General features: G+C 59.5%; 17 protein-coding genes. 8 read left to right on the top strand and 9 right to left on the bottom strand.

What is annotated here, in order from left to right; translation table 11 throughout:
* Positions 1 to 6: 6 nt before the first annotated feature.
* The 3 genes from AC0JZ8_RS04595 to AC0JZ8_RS04585 all read right to left on the bottom strand — a co-directional run bounded on the left by AC0JZ8_RS04595 (position 7) and on the right by AC0JZ8_RS04585 (position 6,316).
* Positions 7 to 2,952 (bottom strand): PAS domain-containing protein, encoded by a 2,946-nt coding sequence (locus tag AC0JZ8_RS04595; RefSeq protein WP_471891924.1) that lies wholly within the window; start codon positions 2,950 to 2,952, stop codon positions 7 to 9.
* 220 nt (positions 2,953 to 3,172) lie between these two features.
* Positions 3,173 to 4,996: a translation elongation factor 4 gene (lepA, locus tag AC0JZ8_RS04590; RefSeq protein WP_062454104.1), complete on the bottom strand. Its 1,824-nt coding sequence runs from the start codon at positions 4,994 to 4,996 to the stop codon at positions 3,173 to 3,175.
* A 72-nt stretch (positions 4,997 to 5,068) separates the two neighbouring features.
* A complete protein-coding gene (locus tag AC0JZ8_RS04585) occupies positions 5,069 to 6,316 on the bottom strand; it encodes an MFS transporter (protein WP_471891923.1) in 1,248 nt (415 codons plus the stop codon).
* A gap of 172 nt (positions 6,317 to 6,488) precedes the next feature.
* Between AC0JZ8_RS04585 and AC0JZ8_RS04580 the strand changes: the two genes are divergently transcribed.
* On the top strand, positions 6,489 to 7,067 hold the full coding sequence (locus AC0JZ8_RS04580; RefSeq protein WP_092663873.1) for a helix-turn-helix domain-containing protein: 579 nt from the start codon (positions 6,489 to 6,491) through the stop codon (positions 7,065 to 7,067).
* 17 nt (positions 7,068 to 7,084) lie between these two features.
* Positions 7,085 to 7,606: a GNAT family N-acetyltransferase gene (locus AC0JZ8_RS04575; protein ID WP_471891922.1), complete on the top strand. Its 522-nt coding sequence runs from the start codon at positions 7,085 to 7,087 to the stop codon at positions 7,604 to 7,606.
* A gap of 40 nt (positions 7,607 to 7,646) precedes the next feature.
* Here the strand turns inward: AC0JZ8_RS04575 and AC0JZ8_RS04570 are convergent, their stop codons facing one another.
* Positions 7,647 to 8,888, bottom strand: coding sequence for an MFS transporter (locus AC0JZ8_RS04570; RefSeq protein WP_471891921.1), 1,242 nt, complete (start codon positions 8,886 to 8,888; stop codon positions 7,647 to 7,649).
* Between the two features lie 48 nt (positions 8,889 to 8,936).
* Complete coding sequence (locus tag AC0JZ8_RS04565) at positions 8,937 to 9,554, bottom strand: TetR/AcrR family transcriptional regulator (protein ID WP_471891920.1); 618 nt, start codon at positions 9,552 to 9,554, stop codon at positions 8,937 to 8,939.
* Positions 9,555 to 9,697: 143 nt separating this feature from the next.
* Between AC0JZ8_RS04565 and AC0JZ8_RS04560 the strand changes: the two genes are divergently transcribed.
* Positions 9,698 to 9,865, top strand: coding sequence for a hypothetical protein (locus tag AC0JZ8_RS04560; RefSeq protein ID WP_471891919.1), 168 nt, complete (start codon positions 9,698 to 9,700; stop codon positions 9,863 to 9,865).
* A 93-nt stretch (positions 9,866 to 9,958) separates the two neighbouring features.
* On the opposite strand, the gene AC0JZ8_RS04555 is transcribed toward AC0JZ8_RS04560, so the two are convergent.
* Together AC0JZ8_RS04555 and AC0JZ8_RS04550 are read right to left on the bottom strand one after the other, a co-directional pair.
* Positions 9,959 to 11,059, bottom strand: a complete 1,101-nt coding sequence (locus AC0JZ8_RS04555) for a TRAP transporter substrate-binding protein (RefSeq protein ID WP_062454098.1) — start codon at positions 11,057 to 11,059, stop codon at positions 9,959 to 9,961.
* 161 nt (positions 11,060 to 11,220) lie between these two features.
* Positions 11,221 to 12,327 (bottom strand): TRAP transporter substrate-binding protein, encoded by a 1,107-nt coding sequence (locus AC0JZ8_RS04550; protein WP_113109669.1) that lies wholly within the window; start codon positions 12,325 to 12,327, stop codon positions 11,221 to 11,223.
* Positions 12,328 to 12,581: 254 nt separating this feature from the next.
* Here AC0JZ8_RS04550 and mbfA point away from each other — a divergent pair, with 254 nt between their 5' ends.
* Positions 12,582 to 13,565 (top strand): iron exporter MbfA, encoded by a 984-nt coding sequence (mbfA, locus tag AC0JZ8_RS04545; protein WP_062578723.1) that lies wholly within the window; start codon positions 12,582 to 12,584, stop codon positions 13,563 to 13,565.
* A 125-nt stretch (positions 13,566 to 13,690) separates the two neighbouring features.
* On the opposite strand, the gene AC0JZ8_RS04540 is transcribed toward mbfA, so the two are convergent.
* Together AC0JZ8_RS04540 and AC0JZ8_RS04535 are read right to left on the bottom strand one after the other, a co-directional pair.
* The gene (locus tag AC0JZ8_RS04540; RefSeq protein ID WP_062454096.1) at positions 13,691 to 14,305 is read right to left on the bottom strand and encodes a transglutaminase-like cysteine peptidase; all 615 of its coding nucleotides are present in this window, start codon (positions 14,303 to 14,305) and stop codon (positions 13,691 to 13,693) included.
* A 135-nt stretch (positions 14,306 to 14,440) separates the two neighbouring features.
* A complete protein-coding gene (locus AC0JZ8_RS04535) occupies positions 14,441 to 15,241 on the bottom strand; it encodes an alpha/beta hydrolase (RefSeq protein ID WP_471891918.1) in 801 nt (266 codons plus the stop codon).
* 219 nt (positions 15,242 to 15,460) lie between these two features.
* Here AC0JZ8_RS04535 and infC point away from each other — a divergent pair, with 219 nt between their 5' ends.
* The 4 genes from infC (at position 15,461) to pheS (ending at position 18,074) form a co-directional block, all read left to right on the top strand.
* Complete coding sequence (gene infC / locus AC0JZ8_RS04530; RefSeq protein WP_062454094.1) at positions 15,461 to 15,997, top strand: translation initiation factor IF-3; 537 nt, start codon at positions 15,461 to 15,463, stop codon at positions 15,995 to 15,997.
* A gap of 197 nt (positions 15,998 to 16,194) precedes the next feature.
* Positions 16,195 to 16,398, top strand: a complete 204-nt coding sequence (gene rpmI, locus AC0JZ8_RS04525) for a 50S ribosomal protein L35 (RefSeq protein ID WP_046793986.1) — start codon at positions 16,195 to 16,197, stop codon at positions 16,396 to 16,398.
* A gap of 42 nt (positions 16,399 to 16,440) precedes the next feature.
* Positions 16,441 to 16,845 carry a 50S ribosomal protein L20 gene (gene rplT / locus AC0JZ8_RS04520; protein ID WP_062454093.1) on the top strand — a complete coding sequence of 135 codons (405 nt, stop codon included), beginning with the start codon at positions 16,441 to 16,443 and terminating at the stop codon, positions 16,843 to 16,845.
* 146 nt (positions 16,846 to 16,991) lie between these two features.
* Complete coding sequence (gene pheS, locus AC0JZ8_RS04515; RefSeq protein WP_062454092.1) at positions 16,992 to 18,074, top strand: phenylalanine--tRNA ligase subunit alpha; 1,083 nt, start codon at positions 16,992 to 16,994, stop codon at positions 18,072 to 18,074.
* Positions 18,075 to 18,082: the final 8 nt, after the last annotated feature.

Here is an 18,082-nt window from a genome sequence, read left to right as displayed (position 1 = left end):
TCCGGACTACGAACCCGCGTTGACGCCTGCCAGAACCGCCGCAAGGTCCATCTCGTTGTAAGGCTTCTGCAGAAGGCGGGAGCCGGGTGGCGCGTTGTCCGGCTTGTGGCTCTCTCCCGTTGCGAACACGACGGTCAGGTCGGGCTTTTCCGCCACGGCACGCACCGCCAGATCACCGCCGACTGTATCCGGCAGGCCGATATCGGTGATCAGGACATCGATCGAATTGCTTTCGAGCTCGACCAGCGCTTCTTTTCCCGTCCCAGCCTCGATTACCTGATGGCCGAGTTCGGCAAGCATCTCGGCCGTGTTTCCCCGGATCAGAAAGTCGTCTTCGACCAGCAGGATCGTCAGCGTTTTCGGCGTCGCGGCGGCAACTTCGGCAACGGGCTTGACTGTTTCCGCCCTGGGGGCGGTCGCCTGGTCCACCTGCTTCTGGTTGGCGATGACATGGCGAATACGGCGCGCCAAAGCCTCGCGGGTATAGGGCTTTGACAAGAGCTCGACACCGGCATCCAGAATGCCGCCGTGGACGATGGAATTTTCAGTGTAGCCGGAGGTGAATAGCACCGCGAGATGCGGCAGGCGCTCCTTTGCGCGACGCGCCATTTCGCGGCTCTTCAGCGGGCCCGGCATCACGACGTCGGTAAAGATGACGTCGATTGGAATGCCGCTCTCGACCACGTTGAGGCCGGCCTGTGCATCCTTTGCCGTCAGGACGCGGTAGCCGAGATCGGTCAGCGTCTCGAAAACAGTGTTGCGCACCGCCTCGTCGTCTTCCACGACCAGCACGGTTTCCGAGCCGCCGACGACCGGGCCGGCCTGGACGACCACTTCGCGGTCCTCATCGGCGACGGACCGCGGCAGGTAGACCTTCACGGTCGTGCCCTCGTTCACCTCGCTGTAAATCTTCACATGCCCGCCGGACTGCTTGACGAAGCCGTAGACCATGGACAGTCCCAATCCGGTTCCCTTGCCCTCTGGCTTGGTGGAAAAGAACGGCTCGAACACTTTATCGAGAATATCTGGCGCCATGCCGGCGCCCGTGTCCGTCACGGCCAGCATCACGTATTGACCGGGCGTGACTTCCACATGGGTGCGAGCGTAATCCTGGTCGAGAAAGGCGTTGCCCACCTCAATCGTCAATTTGCCGGACCCCTCCATCGCATCACGTGCGTTGATTGCGAGGTTCAGAAGCGCGTTTTCGACCTGCGTCGGGTCGGCATAGGTGTTCCACAGCCCGCCGCTGGCAATTACCTCGACCTCAACCGCCTCACCGAGCGACCGGCGCAGCAGATCGTCCATTCCGGCAATAAAGCGGCTGATGTTGATGACGCGTGGCTCCAGCGCCTGCCGGCGGCCGAAAGCCAGCAACTGGCTGGCAAGCTTTGCACCGCGGCTGACGCCGGCAAGCGCATTGCCGACACGCCGTTCCGCCTGTGCATTGCCGACAATGTCCTTGGCCAAGAGCTGAAGATTGCCGGCAACGACCTGCAACAGGTTGTTGAAGTCATGCGCAACGCCCCCGGTCAGCTGACCGATCGATTCCATCTTCTGCGCCTGCTGCAATGCCCGTTCGGCCTGGCGCCTCTCGGCGATCTCCGATTCGACGCGGGCTTCCAGGCTTTCGTTCAGCTGTCTCAGCTGTTCCTCTGCCCGCAGGCGGTGGCGGACCTGCCGTTCCAGGTTGCTGGCATGGTCCTGCAGGTTCGATTCGGCCTCCCGCTGCTCGGTGATATCGGTATGGACACCGACCCATTCCTCGATGTCGCCCGAGGAACCGATGATCGGCACGCCGCGGATGGCAAAGGTACGATAGAGGCCGTCATGGCGGCGGACGCGATGTTCCCAGACATAGGTGGATTTGGACGCGACGGCCGCCTGCCAGCTGGCGACCGAACCTTCCCGATCATCGGGATGCACGGCATCTGCCCAACCGTAGTCCTGGTATTCTTCGAAACGCTGGCCGGTCAGCGTGGCCCAGGCCGTCTGTTCGCCCAGCATCCGGCCGTCGGCGGTGTTGGTCCACAGCACGCCATGGATGGCCGCGACCGCGGCCCGGAACCGTTCATTGCTGCGACGAAGTGCGTTCTCGGATTGTTTGCGGTCCTCGATATCGATGATCAGCACATAGATGCCGTCGATCTCACCCTTGGAGGTGAAGCGCGGAACGTAGCGGATTTCGGCTGTCCGTTCTTCTCCGTCAGGACGTTTGATCACCGTGTCCGTGATCACCCGTTCGCCGGAGAGCGCTTTTTGAAGCAATGGTATGCGGGCAGCGTAATAGGCGTTGCCGATCACCTCCGCGGCATGCTTGCCAATCACGTCGCTGGCGGCAAGTCCGAACCACTCCTGATAACCGTCATTGGCGAAGCGATAGACATGGTCGCGGTCGAGGAACCCGACGAGGATGGGGAGCGCGTTGGTAAGGCGGCTGAGCTCTTCCTGGCTCTGAGCCAAGGCGTTCAGCGCGTGCACCTTCTCGGTGTTTTCGAGCACCGTGCACAGGACACCGTCTACCTTGCCGGTTTCGTCGTAGATCGGCGTGTAGAACAGATCGAAGACGACATCCTCAGGCGATCCATGACGGTTCAGCACCATGACCTGGTCGCGGAAGGACTGGACCTCTCCCCGAAAGCCGGCTTCAAGGATTGTCTTGTTCCATTCCCAGATTTCCGGCCAGACAGCGGAAACCTTGTCACCGAGCGCGCGTGGATGATAATCCCCGGCAATCTCCTTGTAGCCGTCATTGTAGATCATCACATGGTCGTCGCCCCACATCAAAACCTGCGGGATCGGCGAATTGACCATCGAGTTGACCTTGATCCGCAGATGCGAAGGCCAGTCTTTGATCAGCCCGAGAGACGTCTTCGTCCAGTCGAACTGGCGTATGAGCTCGCCGCTCTCGCCTCCGCCAATAGGCCAATGCGCGGATACGACCTGATAGTTCATGACGTCACCAAATGCGTGTGATGGAATAGGCGCCGGTAATATGCCGTCAATCGGCGGTTTTCAAAGCAATTTTTGCAGATTATCAAACTTTGGACGGCGCGATCTGTTCGTTTATTGCGGTCCGGCCCAGATCTTTTGATTCCTGTCCCGAAATGATCCGGCTGACCGAGCAATCGGCGAGTAAAAAGGGCCGGTTCTTTCGAACCAGCCCCTGTGCAAATCAATCGTCTTTCATCTTCAGCGCTGCAATGAATGCTTCCTGCGGAATGTCGACTTTGCCGAACTGCCGCATGCGCTTCTTGCCTTCCTTCTGCTTGTCGAGCAGCTTGCGCTTGCGGGTGGCGTCGCCGCCGTAGCACTTCGCCGTCACGTCCTTGCGCATCGCAGAAATCGTCTCGCGGGCAATCACGTTGCCGCCGATGGCTGCCTGGATCGGGATCTTGAACATGTGCCTGGGGATCAGATCCTTCAGCTTCTCGCACATGTCGCGGCCTCGCTTTTCGGCAGCAGTCCGGTGCACCAGCATCGACAGCGCGTCGACAGGCTCGCCATTCACCATGATCGACATCTTCACGAGGTTGCCCTCCTGATAGCCGTGCAGGTGGTAGTCGAACGAGGCATAGCCCTTGGAGATCGACTTCAAACGGTCGTAGAAATCGAACACCACTTCGTTGAGCGGCAGTTCATAGGTCAGCATCGCGCGCTTGCCCACATAGGTAAGCTCGGTCTGGATGCCGCGGCGGTCCTGACAAAGCTTCAGGATGCCGCCGAGATAGTCGTCCGGGGTCAGGATCGTCGCCTTGATCCAAGGTTCGCGGATTTCCGAGATCTTGACGACATCAGGCATGTCGGCCGGGTTGTGCAGCTCGCGCTCGGAACCGTCGGTCATGGTCAGCTGATAGACCACCGAAGGCGCGGTTGCGATCAGATCGAGGTTGAACTCGCGTTCCAGACGCTCCTGGATGATTTCGAGATGCAGCAGTCCGAGGAAGCCGCAACGGAAACCGAAGCCCAGAGCCGCAGACGATTCCATCTCGAACGAGAACGAAGCGTCGTTGAGGCGCAGCTTGCCCATCGCGGCACGCAGGTCTTCGAAATCGGCCGCATCGACCGGGAACAGGCCGCAGAACACGACCGGTTGCGCAGGCTTGAAGCCCGGCAGAGCCTTGGCGGTCGGCTTCTTGTCTTCGGTAATGGTATCGCCGACGCGGGTGTCGGCCACTTCCTTGATCGAGCCGGTGAAGAAACCGATCTCGCCCGGGCCGAGACTATCGACCGCCAGCATCTTCGGCGTCAGAACGCCGACGCGTTCTACCTGATATTTGGCGTCCGTGCCCATCATGCGGATGGTCTGGCCCTTGGTCAGCACGCCATCAAGGATGCGAACGAGAACCATGACGCCGAGATAGGTGTCGTACCAGCTGTCGACCAGCAGCGCCTTGAGCGGACCCTTGTCGCCCATCTCGCTCTTCGGCGGCGGCAGCTGGTGGACGATGGCTTCGAGAACGTCGGGAATGCCGAGGCCGGTCTTTGCCGAGATCAGCACAGCCTGGCTGGCATCGATGCCAATCACTTCCTCGATCTGGTCGCGGATACGGTCGGGCTCGGCAGCCGGCAGGTCGATCTTGTTGAGGACCGTGACGATCTCGTGATTGTTGTCGATCGCCTGATAGACGTTCGCAAGGGTCTGCGCTTCGACGCCCTGTGACGCATCGACGACCAGCAGCGAACCTTCGCAGGCCGACAGCGAGCGCGACACTTCGTAGGCAAAGTCGACGTGGCCGGGCGTGTCGATCAGGTTGAGAACATAGGTCTCGCCGTTGTTCGCCTTGTAATGCAGGCGCACGGTCTGGGCTTTGATGGTGATGCCGCGCTCGCGCTCGATATCCATCGAATCCAGAACCTGCTCGGACATGTCGCGTTCGGCAAGGCCGCCGGTCGTCTGGATTAGACGATCGGCGAGCGTCGATTTGCCGTGGTCGATATGGGCCACGATCGAGAAATTGCGGATATGGTCAAGCGGCGTGCGGGAATTGGTGCTCATGGCTCGCGCATATAGCAGCGCCCGTGTCTGCCGCAAAGAGGGAAGATAACCTTTCGTTGAGGATGAAAGACCTTAATTCTCGGGATTTACAGCTCCGGGTTCGGTCAGCGCCGCTGCATTCGGAAGCTGGGCGCTGCGCACTTCGTGGCTCTCCCGGTCGGCCTCGGGTGCCGGACCGCGTTCTTTCAAGCGCTGCAGAACGAACAGGCCATAGACGACAGCCACCGCCATTGCCGCGACGATGAAGGTTTTTCCGCCCAGAACAGGTGTCAGCATCGTCACCATCAGCGGCACGATCGTCGCAGCCGTCGACCATGCAACGAGAAGCGTGGAAGACAGCGGCACGAAATCGCCGGGGTCCGCGCGGTCGTTGGCATGAGCGTTGGCCACCGAATACACGGTCTCCACCGAACCCCCGAAGATCAGGAAGACGATCATCAGGATATAGAGATGCGAGAAGGAGGAGAAAAACGCTCCGAAGCCGGCAAACACGATGAGCACGCAGGTGATCAGAAGCACAAAGCGGCGATCCATCCGGTCCGACAGGATACCGAGCGGATATTGCACGAACAGCAGTCCCGTCTGCATCACGAACATCAGCATCGCGACATCGGTCTGCGATACGTTGTTGGTAGAGGCGTAGATCGGCAGGAAGCCCTGTACCACCATCGAAAGACCACCCGAGGCAAGCACGCCGACCAGACCGACCGGCGAGATCTTCCAGGCCATCTTGATATCGACATTGACGCGCGCCGGGGCGGGCGGGTTCGGCAGACGGGTCAGCCCGATCGGCAGGATCGCAAGCGCGGTAAAGAAGACCACCGCAAGCGGCGCAAGATTGCCGTCGGTCGGGATCTGGCCGAAAATCCAGTTGCCACAGCCGAGGCCCAGAACATAGGCCATGTAGAAGAACGACATCGCCTTGCCGCGCCATTCGTTGGAGGCGGCGTGATTGAGCCAGCTCTGGGCGATGATGAAATTGACGTTGGCGGCCGCACCATAGATGCCGCGCGCAAAAATCCAGATATAGGCGGGAAGGTCGGCGGCAATCAGCACGGCTGCAATGATGACCATCGCCATCGAGCAGGCAAACAGCCGCGCATGTCCGACGCGCTTGATCAGCGGTCCGCCCAGCACGCAGCCGACGAGGCCGCCGAATGCGACGGCCGTTACCGCAGCACCTGCCGCCCAGGGCGTTTCCGACCTTGTCAGCATGAACGGCACGTAGGCGAACATGATGCCGCTTCCGATCGCGGCGATCGTCATCGAGACGACGATGCTGGCGATTGAAAAGGGCGATACAGCCGCTCGTCCATTCATGTCGAAAATCCTGATTTTGATGAAACCTTGGCGCTACCGGCGCGGCTGCTCGGTCGACGATCCATAGCGTATCGAATGGGACATTCGCTATCGCGGAAACGCCATCACCTTTAAAAATTCATCCAGCCTTCGCAAATCTCTTGATTCCATCAAAAGAGAATTTATATCTCTGATAATGGAAAATTCAGACAGCGAAATCGAACTGGCGATTGGCGAAAGGCTGAAGGCGCTACGGGCCTCTGCAGGGCTAACGCTGGACGAACTGTCGGTGCGCTCCGGTGTCAGCCGGGCGATGATTTCGCGCATCGAACGCGCAGAGGCGAGCCCGACGGCCGCGCTGCTGGCAAGGCTCTGCGAAGGACTGGGTCAAAGCCTCTCCACCTTCTTTGCGCCAGACGAGCCGTCATCATCACCTCTGTCGAAGAAGACCGAGCAAAGGCTGTGGCGCGATCCGACCACCGGATATCTGCGCCGCTCCGTCTCGCCGCCGGGCATGCCGACACCGATCGATATCGTCGAGGTGGAGTTTCCGGCCGGTGCACGTGTCAGTTTCCCGCCGCGCGAGGAAAGCCGGATCATGACCCAGCATGTCTGGCTGTTCGAGGGGGAACTGAACATGGTGCTTCCGGACGTGACCCACCGTCTCATGCCCGGCGACTGCCTGTTCATGGATATTGGCGACGCCTTCGAATTCCACAATCCGAGTGATCGCCCCGCCCGCTATGCGGTGATCCTCAACCGCGGCCGCTGACGCCACAGGAGCAAACAATGACCCCGACCATCCGTATACTCGATGCCGTCGCCACCCGCGCTGCGATCCCCGATCTCAGTGACATCCTGTCCGATTGCATCAATGGCGGCGCATCGCTGGGCTTCATGCTGCCTTTCGCGCCTGAGGATGCCACCGGATACTGGAATGGTATCGCAGACGAGGTGGAAAAGGGTGCCATCATTCTGGCTGTCGCAGAGGTCGAGGGGCGGGCGGTCGGCACCGTCCAGATCGGTCTTGCGTCGAAGCCGAACCAGCCGCATCGGGGCGACCTGATGAAACTCCTCGTCCACCACGATGCCCGCGGCCTTGGCCTTTCGCGCAAGCTGATGGAGGCCGTCGAAGCGGAAGCAGCACGGCAGGGACGCACGCTTCTGGTGCTGGACACCGCAACCGGCAGCGACGCGGAGCGCATCTATCCCCGCTTCGGCTGGGAACGCGTCGGCGTCATTCCCGATTACGCCCTTTGGCCACAGGGCGGCCTTTGCGGCACGACGCTGTTTTACAAGCGGATCGGGTAAGCGCCATGAGTGGCCCGCAAAACACGCGGGCCATATCTCGTCATCGTTTTTCCGTGAGGAAATAGGCAAAGGCTGCGGCCGGCAGGGCGAGGCCGATCGCCGATGCGGCGAGCCAGCCGCTTTGCGCATAGGCCCAGGCACCGATTGCCGAACCCAGTGCTCCGCCGACAAAGAAGGTGGCCATGAAGAGGCCGTTCAGGCGGCTGCGCAGCTCAGCATCAAGGCCGTAGATCGACCGCTGGCCGATCACCAGCGTCATCGACACGCCGAAATCGAGCGCGATGGCGGCCAAACCCAGCATCACCAGCGCAAAGGACGAACCTTCAGGCGCGACATGGGTGATCAGGAAGGCGGCAACGACAGCGAGGATGCCGAATGCGGTTGCCGGCTTGCCGAGGCCGCGGTCGGCCAGCCGCCCGGCGATCGGAGAAGCAACCGCACCGGCGACACCGACAAGCGCGAAGATTGCGATGGCGCCCTGGCCCAGCTGGAAGGCCGGCCCTGCCAAGAGAAGCGGCGTCACAGTCCAGAACAGGCTGAACGCGAAGAACTGGGCGAACTGGTAGAAGGACCGCCGGCGCAGGAGCGGTTGCGTCGTGTAGATCCTTCCCATGGAAGCGATCAGGCCGGGATAGCTAAGCGTCGTCTTCGGCATGCGCCTGGGCAAACGGACGGACAGCACCAGACCGACGGCAACCATCACGGCAGCCGACAGGAAGAACACCGTATGCCAGGAGGAGAAGCCGGCGATGAAGCTCGCGACCGGTCGCGCCATCATGATGCCGATCATCAGCCCGCTCATGACATTTCCAACGACCCGGCCGCGGCTCTCCTCCGGTGCAAGGTTTGCAGCAAAAGGCACGATCATCTGCACGGCTGTGGACGTGATGCCGATCGCAAGCGATGCCGCAAGGAAGGGGAGCGGTGTCGTCGAAAGCCCGGCTGCAATCAGGGCAACGCTCGTGGCGGCAATCATCAGGATGATCAGCCGGCGGTTCTCGACGAGATCGCCGAGCGGCACCATGAACAGCAGGCCGAGCCCATAGCCGATCTGCGTCAGCGTGACGATCAGGCCGGTTGCGCTTTCGGAAAGTCCGATCGATGCGGCAATCGGGCCCGCAAGCGGCTGCGCATAGTAAAGGTTGGCGGCGATCAGACCGGCCGCAGCGGCCATGGTGAAGGCCATTACCGGGGAGAGGGTGGGCGCTGCACTTGGCGATGTGGCCGCCGTTTCGGCGTCCGGCGAAACCCGACGAGCGGGGGAAGGAACTGGGGATGTCATGGTGGGCTCTTGGGAGGAGAAAGGGGAGGGAGAAAAAGAGACGTGCTGTCAGTCGAGAATTCTAAGCGCGGTTTCCACGGTGGCGATGGCGCGTGCCTGGCCCTGTCCGGCCTTACCCGCGATCCGCAGACCCTGGATGACGGCGTAGAAGAACTGCGCCGTCACTTCGGGATCGCTCCCACCGGAAATCGATCCGTCCGCCTGGCCCTCCCGAACCAGGTTCTCGAACAGATCTTCGATGCGGGCTTGCGATAGTTTCACACGTCGATCCGTTTCGAGATCGAAAAGCGCAAGTTCGACGGCAGCGCCGACGACGAGGCATCCGCGTCGGCCAAGTTCGCCATGCGCCGAGTTTGCATAGTGATGCAGCGCAAGACGCATGCGGTCGCGGCCGTTGCCGCCAACGGCTATCGCGTCTGCAAGGGCTGCGTTGCGCACCTGCTTGTAACGATCGAAGGAGGCGAGAAAGATCGCCTTCTTGTCCTTGAACGCCTTGTAGAGGCTTCCGGCCGTCAGCCCCATCGCGTCCTTGAGGTCCGCAATCGACGTCGCGTGATAACCCTGCTCGGAAAACACGACGATCGCCTTGTCCAGCGCCGCTTCGATTTCGAACTCGCGCGGCCGGCCTGCCGTTCGAGCAGTATCGGTGAGGGTTTCGATCGTCATAGTGGAATGCCTAATTAGGAAACGATCGTTTCCAAATAGGATCGGATTATGTTGTCGTCAAGGGAGATGTCGGTTTTTCGGGAACAGATCTTTGAGAGTTGAGTTGGAAACACCGTCACCAACCCCAAAAGCTGGAGGACATTATGAGCAAGAGTGACGTAGCACAGACCGTAAAGCGCGCAGAACGCCAGGTGGAAAACACCAGTTCCGGCGGCCACCTCGGTGGTACCTATTACGGCCAGAGCGCCGACGGGAAGACCGCGTCGACAAATATCAATGTCGGCAGCAATCGCCCCAACACCGGTAGCTAAGATCGTCCAGGCCCATCTGAAGAGATAGGCCGGAGCTCTTACAAGTTTTGAAAGCCCCGTCGCGTGCGGGGCTTTCGTCGTTTTATTCGATGCTCAGAGCGTGCCGGCGCGCTGCTGCATCATCATGAACGTATCGTAGCTGTATTCGGCCACCTGCGCCCAGAGATAGGAGTCCTTCTTGAACGCCTGCTGGTGATCGTAGATCTTCTTGAAGGCCGGGCTTTTCTGGGAAAGCTCCGCATAGGTTTCCATCGCGGCCTTGAAGCACACATCCAGAATGTCGCGGTTAAACGCCTTCAAGACGGCGCCTTCGCCGACCAGCTTCTTCAGAGCGACAGCGTTATGGGCGTCGTAATTGGCAAGCATGCTCATGTTCGCTGCCGCGCAGGCATCGGTCAGGATCTGCTGGTAGCTCTTCGGCAGGCTGTTGAATTTTTCGAGGTTGAAGAAGGCATGCATGGCCGGGCCGCCTTCCCACCAAGCCGGATAGTAGTAGTATTTCGCGACCTTGACGAAGCCGAGCTTCTGATCGTCATACGGACCGACGAATTCGGTCGCATCGATCGTGCCCTTTTCGAGCGCTGCATAGACATCGCCGCCGGCAATCTGCTGGGGCGTCACGCCGACCTTCTGCATCACCTGGCCGGCAAGGCCAGCAATACGCATCTTCAGGCCCTTCAGGTCGTCGATCGTGTTGATCTCCTTGCGGAACCAGCCGCCCATCTGCGTGCCGCTATTGCCGGCCGGCAGTGCGTAAAGGCCACGCGGCGCAAGGAACTCGTTGATCAGATCATTGCCGCCGTTGAGGAACCAGGCATTCGTCATGCGGGCATTGAGGCCGAACGGAATGGCGGTGCCAAGCGCAAAGGCGGGATCCTGTCCGATGTAATAATAGGAGCATGTATGCGCCATCTCGACCGTGCCGTTGGCAACCGCGTCGGCGGCCTGCAGAGCCGGCACCAGTTCACCGGCGCCATAGGTCTGGATGGTGAAATTGCCGTCCGTTGAATTCTTGACGCTGTTGGCAATCTGGGTCGCCGCATCGAAGATGATGTTCAGGCTCTTTGGAAACGACGAGGTCAGCCGCCAGGTGATCTTCGGACGCTCCTGGGCGATTGCCGGCGTGGCCAACGCGGCAGCCGCGGCGCCGATGCCGGCAGTGGTAGCATTGTGCAGGAAACGTCTGCGATCCATGAAATATCCTCCTGAGATGTCTGAAAAATCTCGTTCAAGCCGTCTTGGTCTTAAAGCTCTTTTCCCGGCTCCGACAAGAGGAATCGACAGTGTTTGCCTTGCCGCAAAAGGAAAACCCCGGGCTGGGCCGGGGTTCTCGATTGAGCAGGTGCGCTTGATGATCAAAGCTTGCCGTTGCGCTGCTGGATCATCATGAACGTGTCGTAGGTGTAATCGGCGATCTGCGCCCAGAGATAGGCATCCTTCTTGAAGGCCTGCTGGCTGTCGTAGATCTTCTTGAAGGCAGCGTTCTTGGCCGTGAGTTCCGCATAGGTTTCCTGCGCCGCAGCGAAGCTGGCATCTAGGATCTGCTGGTTGAAGGCCTTCAGCACGGCACCTTCCGACACAAGCTGGCGCAGCGCCTTGGCGTTGCTGGCATCGTAGCGAGCCAGCATGTTCATGTTGGCGTTGGCGCAGGCATCTTTCAGAATGCGCTGGTAGCTCTTCGGCAGATTGTTGAACTTGTCGCGGTTGAAGAAGGCGTGGACGGCCGGGCCACCTTCCCACCATGCGGGATAGTAGTAGTATTTCGCGACCTTCACGAAGCCGAGCTTCTGATCGTCATACGGACCGACGAATTCGGTCGCATCGATCGTGCCCTTTTCCAGGGCCGCATAAACGTCGCCGCCGGCGATCTGCTGCGGCGTGACGCCAAGCTTCGTCATCACCTGGCCGGCAAGGCCGGCGATGCGCATCTTCAGACCCTTCAGGTCGTCGATCGTGTTGATCTCCTTGCGGAACCAGCCACCCATCTGGGCACCCGTATTGCCGGCCGGCAGCGCATAGAGATTGTAATTGCCGAGGAATTCGTTGAGCAGGTCGTTGCCCCCGCCGATCGAGAACCAGGAGTTCGTCTGGCGGGCATTGAGACCGAAGGGCACCGACGTGCCGAGCGCGAATGTCGGATCCTTGCCAATGTAATAGTAGGAGCAGGTATGCGCCATTTCGACGGTGCCGTTGGAAACAGCGTCTGCCGCCTGAAGGCCGGGCACAATTTCGCCGGCAGCGAATGTGTGGATGGTGAAGTTGCCGTCCGTCGCTTCCTTGACGCTTTGCGCGATATCGGTGGATGCGGCCCAGAGGATGTCGGTGTTCTTGGTAAAGGAGGATGTCATCCTCCAGGTGAGCTTGGGACTTTCCTGCGCGATCGCGGGAGCGGCAAGAGCCCCGGCTGCAACTGCGCCGATTCCGGCGGTCCCTGCCTGCCGAAAGAAATGTCTGCGGTTCATACGGGTCATGCCTTTCTGACTGGCCCTTGACGGCCGGTAACTTCATTTCACCGGTCCTCACCGGCGTCTGCTCTTAATCCGATCATTTCGTCACCGGCAAGTAAAAAGTGCAGGAAGTTGCGCTGCGCTGCAGCATTGGTTTGCGAATATTGCGCGCGATTTTTTTTCTCAAACGGATCGAAGGGCACGGTTTGGAGTGACTTGAACTTTCACACAAAAAAGTTAGGTTAGAATTATTCTAATAAGGAGCTTCGATGTTCACTCGTTTGGTGCCCGGGTCCCGCCGGGCGTTTTTGTCGCTGAGCGAAGAGGAAATCCTCGCTCTTGCCATCTCGTCGGAAGAGGAGGACGCGCGCATCTATCTCTCCTACGCGAAGAACCTGAAAGAGGCATATCCGAGCTCCGCAAAGGTGTTCGAGGACATGGCCGAGGTCGAGCAGACCCACAAGAACATGCTGATCCAGATGTTTCGCTCCCGCTTCGGCGAGAACATTCCGCTGATCCGCAGAGAGCATGTGCAGGGATTTTACGCCCGCAAGCCCGACTGGCTCATGCGCAATCTGCCGCTCGACAAGATCCGCGAACAGACGGAAGCGATGGAGCGCCAGGCGGCACGGTTCTATCGCGAGGCCGCCAAAAGGGTATCGGATGCCTCGACGCGGCAGCTCCTGGGCGATCTGGCCTTGGCCGAGGACGGGCATGAAGACATCGCCCGGATGCTCGGCGAAAAGCACGTAACCGAGGAAACGCGTTCGGAAGAAGACCTGTCTGCCCGGCGTCAGTTTATCCTGACCTATGTCCAGCCAGGGCTTGCCGGCCTTATGGACGGTTCGGTTTCGACACTGGCGCCGATCTTTGCGGCAGCATTCGCCACGGGCGATACCTGGTCGACCTTCCTGATCGGTCTGTCCGCATCGGTCGGTGCGGGTATCTCGATGGGCTTTACCGAAGCGGCACACGATGATGGCAAGATTTCCGGTCGCGGCTCCCCCATCAAGCGCGGATTTGCCTCAGGCATCATGACCGCCATCGGCGGCCTCGGCCATACGCTACCCTATCTCATTCCGCATTTCTGGACGGCTACCATCGTTGCGGCGATCATCGTCTTCTTTGAACTCTGGGCGATTGCCTTCATCCAGAACCGTTACATGGAGACACCGTTCTTCAAGGCTGTCTTCCAGGTCGTGTTCGGCGGCTCGCTGGTCCTGGCCGCAGGTATCCTGATCGGCAACGGATAGCGCGCTGGTTATCGGTTCGCCGCAGCCGGCGCATCGACAGCAAAAAAGAAGACCCGCCGCTGCAAAGCAGGGCGGGTCTTGTCATTTCTGCTAGATGATGCGGACCGTCGTCTGAACGGATGGCTTTACCGGAGAGCGCCGACGAGAAGATCGCGGCCATTTTCAATGGTGACCCAACGCCCTGCGTTGAACGAAGCCTGGCGCTTCAGGAACGTGTAATGCGTCGCGGTCCAGGGCAGGACATCGTTATCAAGATTGTCGAGAATGAAATCTCCATCCGCAGTGCGAAGCGTCAGAACGGCGTGACCTTCTCCATCCGGCTTGCGCACGACCGTCATCAGAAGGTCGGAATAACTGAAGCCTGCTTCGGCCAGTTCCTTGCGCTTCTGCAACGCGAAATCCTCGCAGTCGGCAAAGATGGTCGGATAGGTCCAGAACTCTTCCCGACCGTAAGCATCCATGTCGGTCTTGGCGATATAGCGCTCGTTGACTTCCAGGTTGATCCGGCGAACCGTTTGCCAGCTGTCTTCGTTGAGTTTGGGAGCGGGCGCCGACCGGCTCTTCAGAGAACATTCCGCGGGGAGGCGCTGGCAGAACTCGAAATGGCCGATCGGTTGCGACGTCACGTCACCGGTCACCATCGATGCAATCGACCGCGGAGCCGGCATTGCGGCGCCGGCAGGCACCAGCGCGCACAAAAGGATCACCGCAAAGCGCCGTACCAGCAAGGCTTTCATCATGACCCGTCCCTTAAAGTCCTAACGAAAAGTTAAGGGCCGAATGGGGGTCAAGTCAATCGTTCAGGTTTTGTTAATCTTCATTAAAACTGCTTTATGGTTAACAATGCTGCATTCTCGCATCAGCCCAAAATTTACTCATTTATTTATTAGGCCCATGATTGCACCCCTCATTTTTTCGATATCCTGAGGCCTGGAAAGGCGGTGATCACCGTCACGTACAAGCGTCAGCGTCACGTCGTCGGCAGGCAGGAATTCCATGAGTTTCAGCGCGTGTTCATAAGGCACGTCGCGGTCGTTCATTCCCTGAAGGATATGCACGGGGCAACCGGTTTCGATAATGCCGGTCAGTACTCGGTTGCGTGCTCCATCCTCAAGCAGGTCGCGGGTGTAGATATCAGGTTCGCTGCTATATTCGGAGGGTTCCTCGACATAGCCGTTGACAGCAAGCGACTGTCGCTGCTCTTCCGTCAGATGCGGCTCGATCAGCTCCCCCGTAAAATCGGGGGCGGGGGCAATCAGCACCATACCCTCGACTTTGGGCGACCCGCCACGCTTCTTAAGCTCTTGGGCCACACGAAGCGCGATCCAGCCGCCCATCGACGAGCCGACCAGCACTACGCTCTTGGGTTTCGTGTGGTCGAGCACGGCAAGAGCCTCCTCCAGCCAGCGGGAAATCGTGCCGTCGCGAAACGCGCCGCCGGAGACGCCGTGGCCGGAATAGTCGAAGCGGATGCACTCGGTGCCGAGCGTCTCGGCCAGCGCGTCGAGTTCGACGGCTTTGGTGCCCGTCATGTCCGATCGGTAGCCGCCGAGCCAGACGAAAGCCGCATTGTCGTTGGAAGCGGATGCCGGCCTGACGAGGATTGCGATCTCGCGCATTGTCTCTGCGGTGCCAACCGGAATGCGGATAAGGTCTGATGGGGTGGTCGCTGACATGTGGGTCTCCTTGACGTCGCAGCCTCCGATTGCGTCAAACAGAGGCATCCTGAAAGGTGGGCATCTATAAATCACATTGTCAGACGATTGCAGCAGGTGATTTTTCCCCGCGTATATGGTATTGACATCTATCCAGTGATGACGACATTCCGCTTTCGGCTGCAGCCAAGCGAGGAATTGTCGTTGCTGCGTGCTGAAATTATCTAGGAGAACACGACCATTCGCAGACCATTCAAAGCCGATGCCCCCGTCAAGGAAGGCCCGCGCTCAAACCGGGAAATCCGCGTTCCCAAGGTCCAGCTTATCGATGCCGAAGGCTTGAATCTCGGTGCGATACCGACCGACCAGGCCCTCAAGATGGCCGAGGACGCCGGACTCGATCTCGTCGAGATCTCGCCGAACAACGATCCGCCGGTATGCAAGATCCTCGATCTTGGTAAGCTGAAATACGCGAACCAGAAGAAGGCGTCCGAAGCGCGCAAGAAGCAGAAGATCGTCGAAATCAAAGAAATCAAGATGCGCCCGAACATCGACACCCATGACTATGAGGTGAAGATGAAGGCGATGAACCGGTTCTTTGAGGAAGGCGACAAGGTAAAGGTGACGCTGAAGTTCCGTGGCCGCGAAATGGCCCACCAGGAACTCGGCATGAAGCTTCTGCTGCAGGTCAAAGAAGACACTGTTGAAATTGCCAAGGTGGAAGCCGAGCCCAAGCTCGAAGGCCGCCAGATGATGATGGTGCTGGCGCCGAAGTAAGCGCCACGCCAATCGCCCCGTGCCTTTAGAAGGTCAGGGTATCGGCGTTGTCACGCCATTCTTCTTATCCCATTGCGCTTTTAATCCTCTGCGGTTATAAGCGCGCGTCCGAACGGTCCGGCAGGGCATGCCGTGGCAGTTCAAAATGCTTGGAATTCGCATCGTCTGTGGTTCCGATACAATTATGGAGTAGCAAAATGCCCAAGATGAAGACGAAATCGGCTGCCAAGAAGCGATTCAAGGTAACCGCGACCGGTAAGGTCGTTGCCGCCGCTGCTGGCAAGCGCCACGGCATGATCAAGCGTTCCAACAAGTTCATCCGCGATGCACGCGGCACGATGATCCTCGCTGAGCCTGACGGCAAGAAGGTTATCAAGAACTACCTGCCGAACGGTCTCTAAGACTCATTCGACGATTTGGAACAGTTTTAAGGAGATCATGACATGGCACGCGTAAAACGTGGCGTAACTTCCCGCGCCAAGCACACCAAGACACTCAAGGCAGCCAAGGGCTTCTACGGCCGCCGCAAGAATACCATCCGCGCCGCAAAGGCAGCAGTCGATCGTTCGCGTCAGTTCGCAACGCGCGACCGTCGCGTCAAGAAGCGCAACTTCCGCGCTCTCTGGATCCAGCGTATCAACGCCGCTGTGCGCGAATCCGGCCTGACCTACGGCCGCTTCATCGACGGCCTCAACAAGGCTGGCATCGAAGTCGACCGCAAGGTCCTGTCTGACCTGGCAATCCATGAACCTGCAGCATTCGGCGCTCTCGTCGAAGCTTCCAAGACGGCTCTGGCCTACCTCAAGGACGCCGGCACGAAGAACGAGTTTGAAAGCGCGGTCAAGTAACCAGCGCTTCCCAAGCTTGTAGCTGATAGATTTTGGGGAACCCGCGCTGGCAGTGAGCTGGCGCGGGTTTTTCTTTTGTCGGCTCTGATATTTTGTCTGCCCGCATTCGCATTCGCTTAATTGTCCGAGCATCAACGGAACACATCATGTCCGATCTGGAAAATCTGAAAACCTCGCTTCTGGCTGAAATCGAAGGTGCCAGCGATGAGGCGTCGATCGAAGCCGTGCGCGTCAACGCGCTAGGCAAGAAAGGCTCCGTCTCCGAGCTCCTGAAGACGCTCGGCGGCATGTCTGCGGAAGAACGCCAGACCCGCGGCGCGGCGATCAACGCGCTGAAGACTGAGGTCACCGAGGCGATCACGAGCCGCAAGACGATGCTGAAGGACGCAGCGATCGACGCGCGTCTGAAGGCCGAGACGCTCGATGTGTCGCTGCCGGTGCGCTCTTCTCCTGCCGAGCGCGGCCGTATCCATCCGATCAGCCAGATCACCGACGAAATCACCGCGATCTTTGCAGACATGGGCTTCTCGATCGCCGAGGGCTCTGATGTCGAGACCGACTACTATAACTTCACCGCGCTGAATTTCCCCGAAGGCCATCCCGCCCGCGAAATGCACGACACGTTCTTCTTCCAGCCGGATGAAAAGGGTGAGCGCAAGGTGCTGCGCACCCACACCTCGCCGGTCCAGGTTCGCACGATGGAAGCGCAGGACCCGCCGATCCGCATCATCATTCCCGGCAAGACCTATCGCCAGGATTCCGACGCGACGCATTCGCCGATGTTCCACCAGGTCGAAGGCCTCGTGGTCGACAAGAAGGCGCATGTGGGCAATCTGCGCTATGTGCTGGAAGAGTTCTGCAAGACCTTCTTCGAAGTGCCGTCAGTGACGATGCGGTTTCGTCCGTCCTTCTTCCCGTTCACCGAACCGTCCTTCGAAGTCGATATCCAGTGCGACCGTTCAGGACCGATCGTGAAGTTCGGCGAAGGCACCGACTGGATGGAAATCCTCGGCTGCGGCATGGTGCATCCAAACGTGCTGCGCGCCGGCGGGCTGGATCCGGATGAATATCAGGGCTTTGCCTGGGGCATGGGCCTCGATCGTATCGCCATGCTGAAATACGGCATGCCGGACCTGCGCGACTTCTTCAATGCCGACGTGCGCTGGATGAACCACTACGGTTTCCGTCCGCTCGACATGCCGACATTGTTTGGTGGGTTGAGCCAGTAACCGGAACC

This window comes from Velazquezella soli (genome assembly GCF_977018685.1).
Note: the sequence above shows the minus strand (reverse complement) of the source record. Positions and strands in the feature narration are given on the sequence as shown.

What these genes read in the sequence shown, in the direction of transcription:
- pheS (WP_062454092.1), top strand. Translation starts at nt 16,992, where the DNA reads ATGTCCGATCTGGAAAATCTGAAAACCTCGCTTCTGGCTGAAATCGAA.
- AC0JZ8_RS04560 (WP_471891919.1), top strand. Translation starts at nt 9,698, where the DNA reads ATGAGCAAGAGTGACGTAGCACAGACCGTAAAGCGCGCAGAACGCCAG.
- AC0JZ8_RS04540 (WP_062454096.1), bottom strand. Translation starts at nt 14,305, where the DNA reads ATGATGAAAGCCTTGCTGGTACGGCGCTTTGCGGTGATCCTTTTGTGC.
- rpmI (WP_046793986.1), top strand. Translation starts at nt 16,195, where the DNA reads ATGCCCAAGATGAAGACGAAATCGGCTGCCAAGAAGCGATTCAAGGTA.
- lepA (WP_062454104.1), bottom strand. Translation starts at nt 4,996, where the DNA reads ATGAGCACCAATTCCCGCACGCCGCTTGACCATATCCGCAATTTCTCG.
- AC0JZ8_RS04565 (WP_471891920.1), bottom strand. Translation starts at nt 9,554, where the DNA reads ATGACGATCGAAACCCTCACCGATACTGCTCGAACGGCAGGCCGGCCG.
- rplT (WP_062454093.1), top strand. Translation starts at nt 16,441, where the DNA reads ATGGCACGCGTAAAACGTGGCGTAACTTCCCGCGCCAAGCACACCAAG.
- AC0JZ8_RS04550 (WP_113109669.1), bottom strand. Translation starts at nt 12,327, where the DNA reads ATGAACCGCAGACATTTCTTTCGGCAGGCAGGGACCGCCGGAATCGGC.
- AC0JZ8_RS04555 (WP_062454098.1), bottom strand. Translation starts at nt 11,059, where the DNA reads ATGGATCGCAGACGTTTCCTGCACAATGCTACCACTGCCGGCATCGGC.
- AC0JZ8_RS04595 (WP_471891924.1), bottom strand. Translation starts at nt 2,952, where the DNA reads ATGAACTATCAGGTCGTATCCGCGCATTGGCCTATTGGCGGAGGCGAG.
- AC0JZ8_RS04585 (WP_471891923.1), bottom strand. Translation starts at nt 6,316, where the DNA reads ATGAATGGACGAGCGGCTGTATCGCCCTTTTCAATCGCCAGCATCGTC.
- AC0JZ8_RS04570 (WP_471891921.1), bottom strand. Translation starts at nt 8,888, where the DNA reads ATGACATCCCCAGTTCCTTCCCCCGCTCGTCGGGTTTCGCCGGACGCC.
- AC0JZ8_RS04535 (WP_471891918.1), bottom strand. Translation starts at nt 15,241, where the DNA reads ATGTCAGCGACCACCCCATCAGACCTTATCCGCATTCCGGTTGGCACC.
- mbfA (WP_062578723.1), top strand. Translation starts at nt 12,582, where the DNA reads ATGTTCACTCGTTTGGTGCCCGGGTCCCGCCGGGCGTTTTTGTCGCTG.
- AC0JZ8_RS04575 (WP_471891922.1), top strand. Translation starts at nt 7,085, where the DNA reads ATGACCCCGACCATCCGTATACTCGATGCCGTCGCCACCCGCGCTGCG.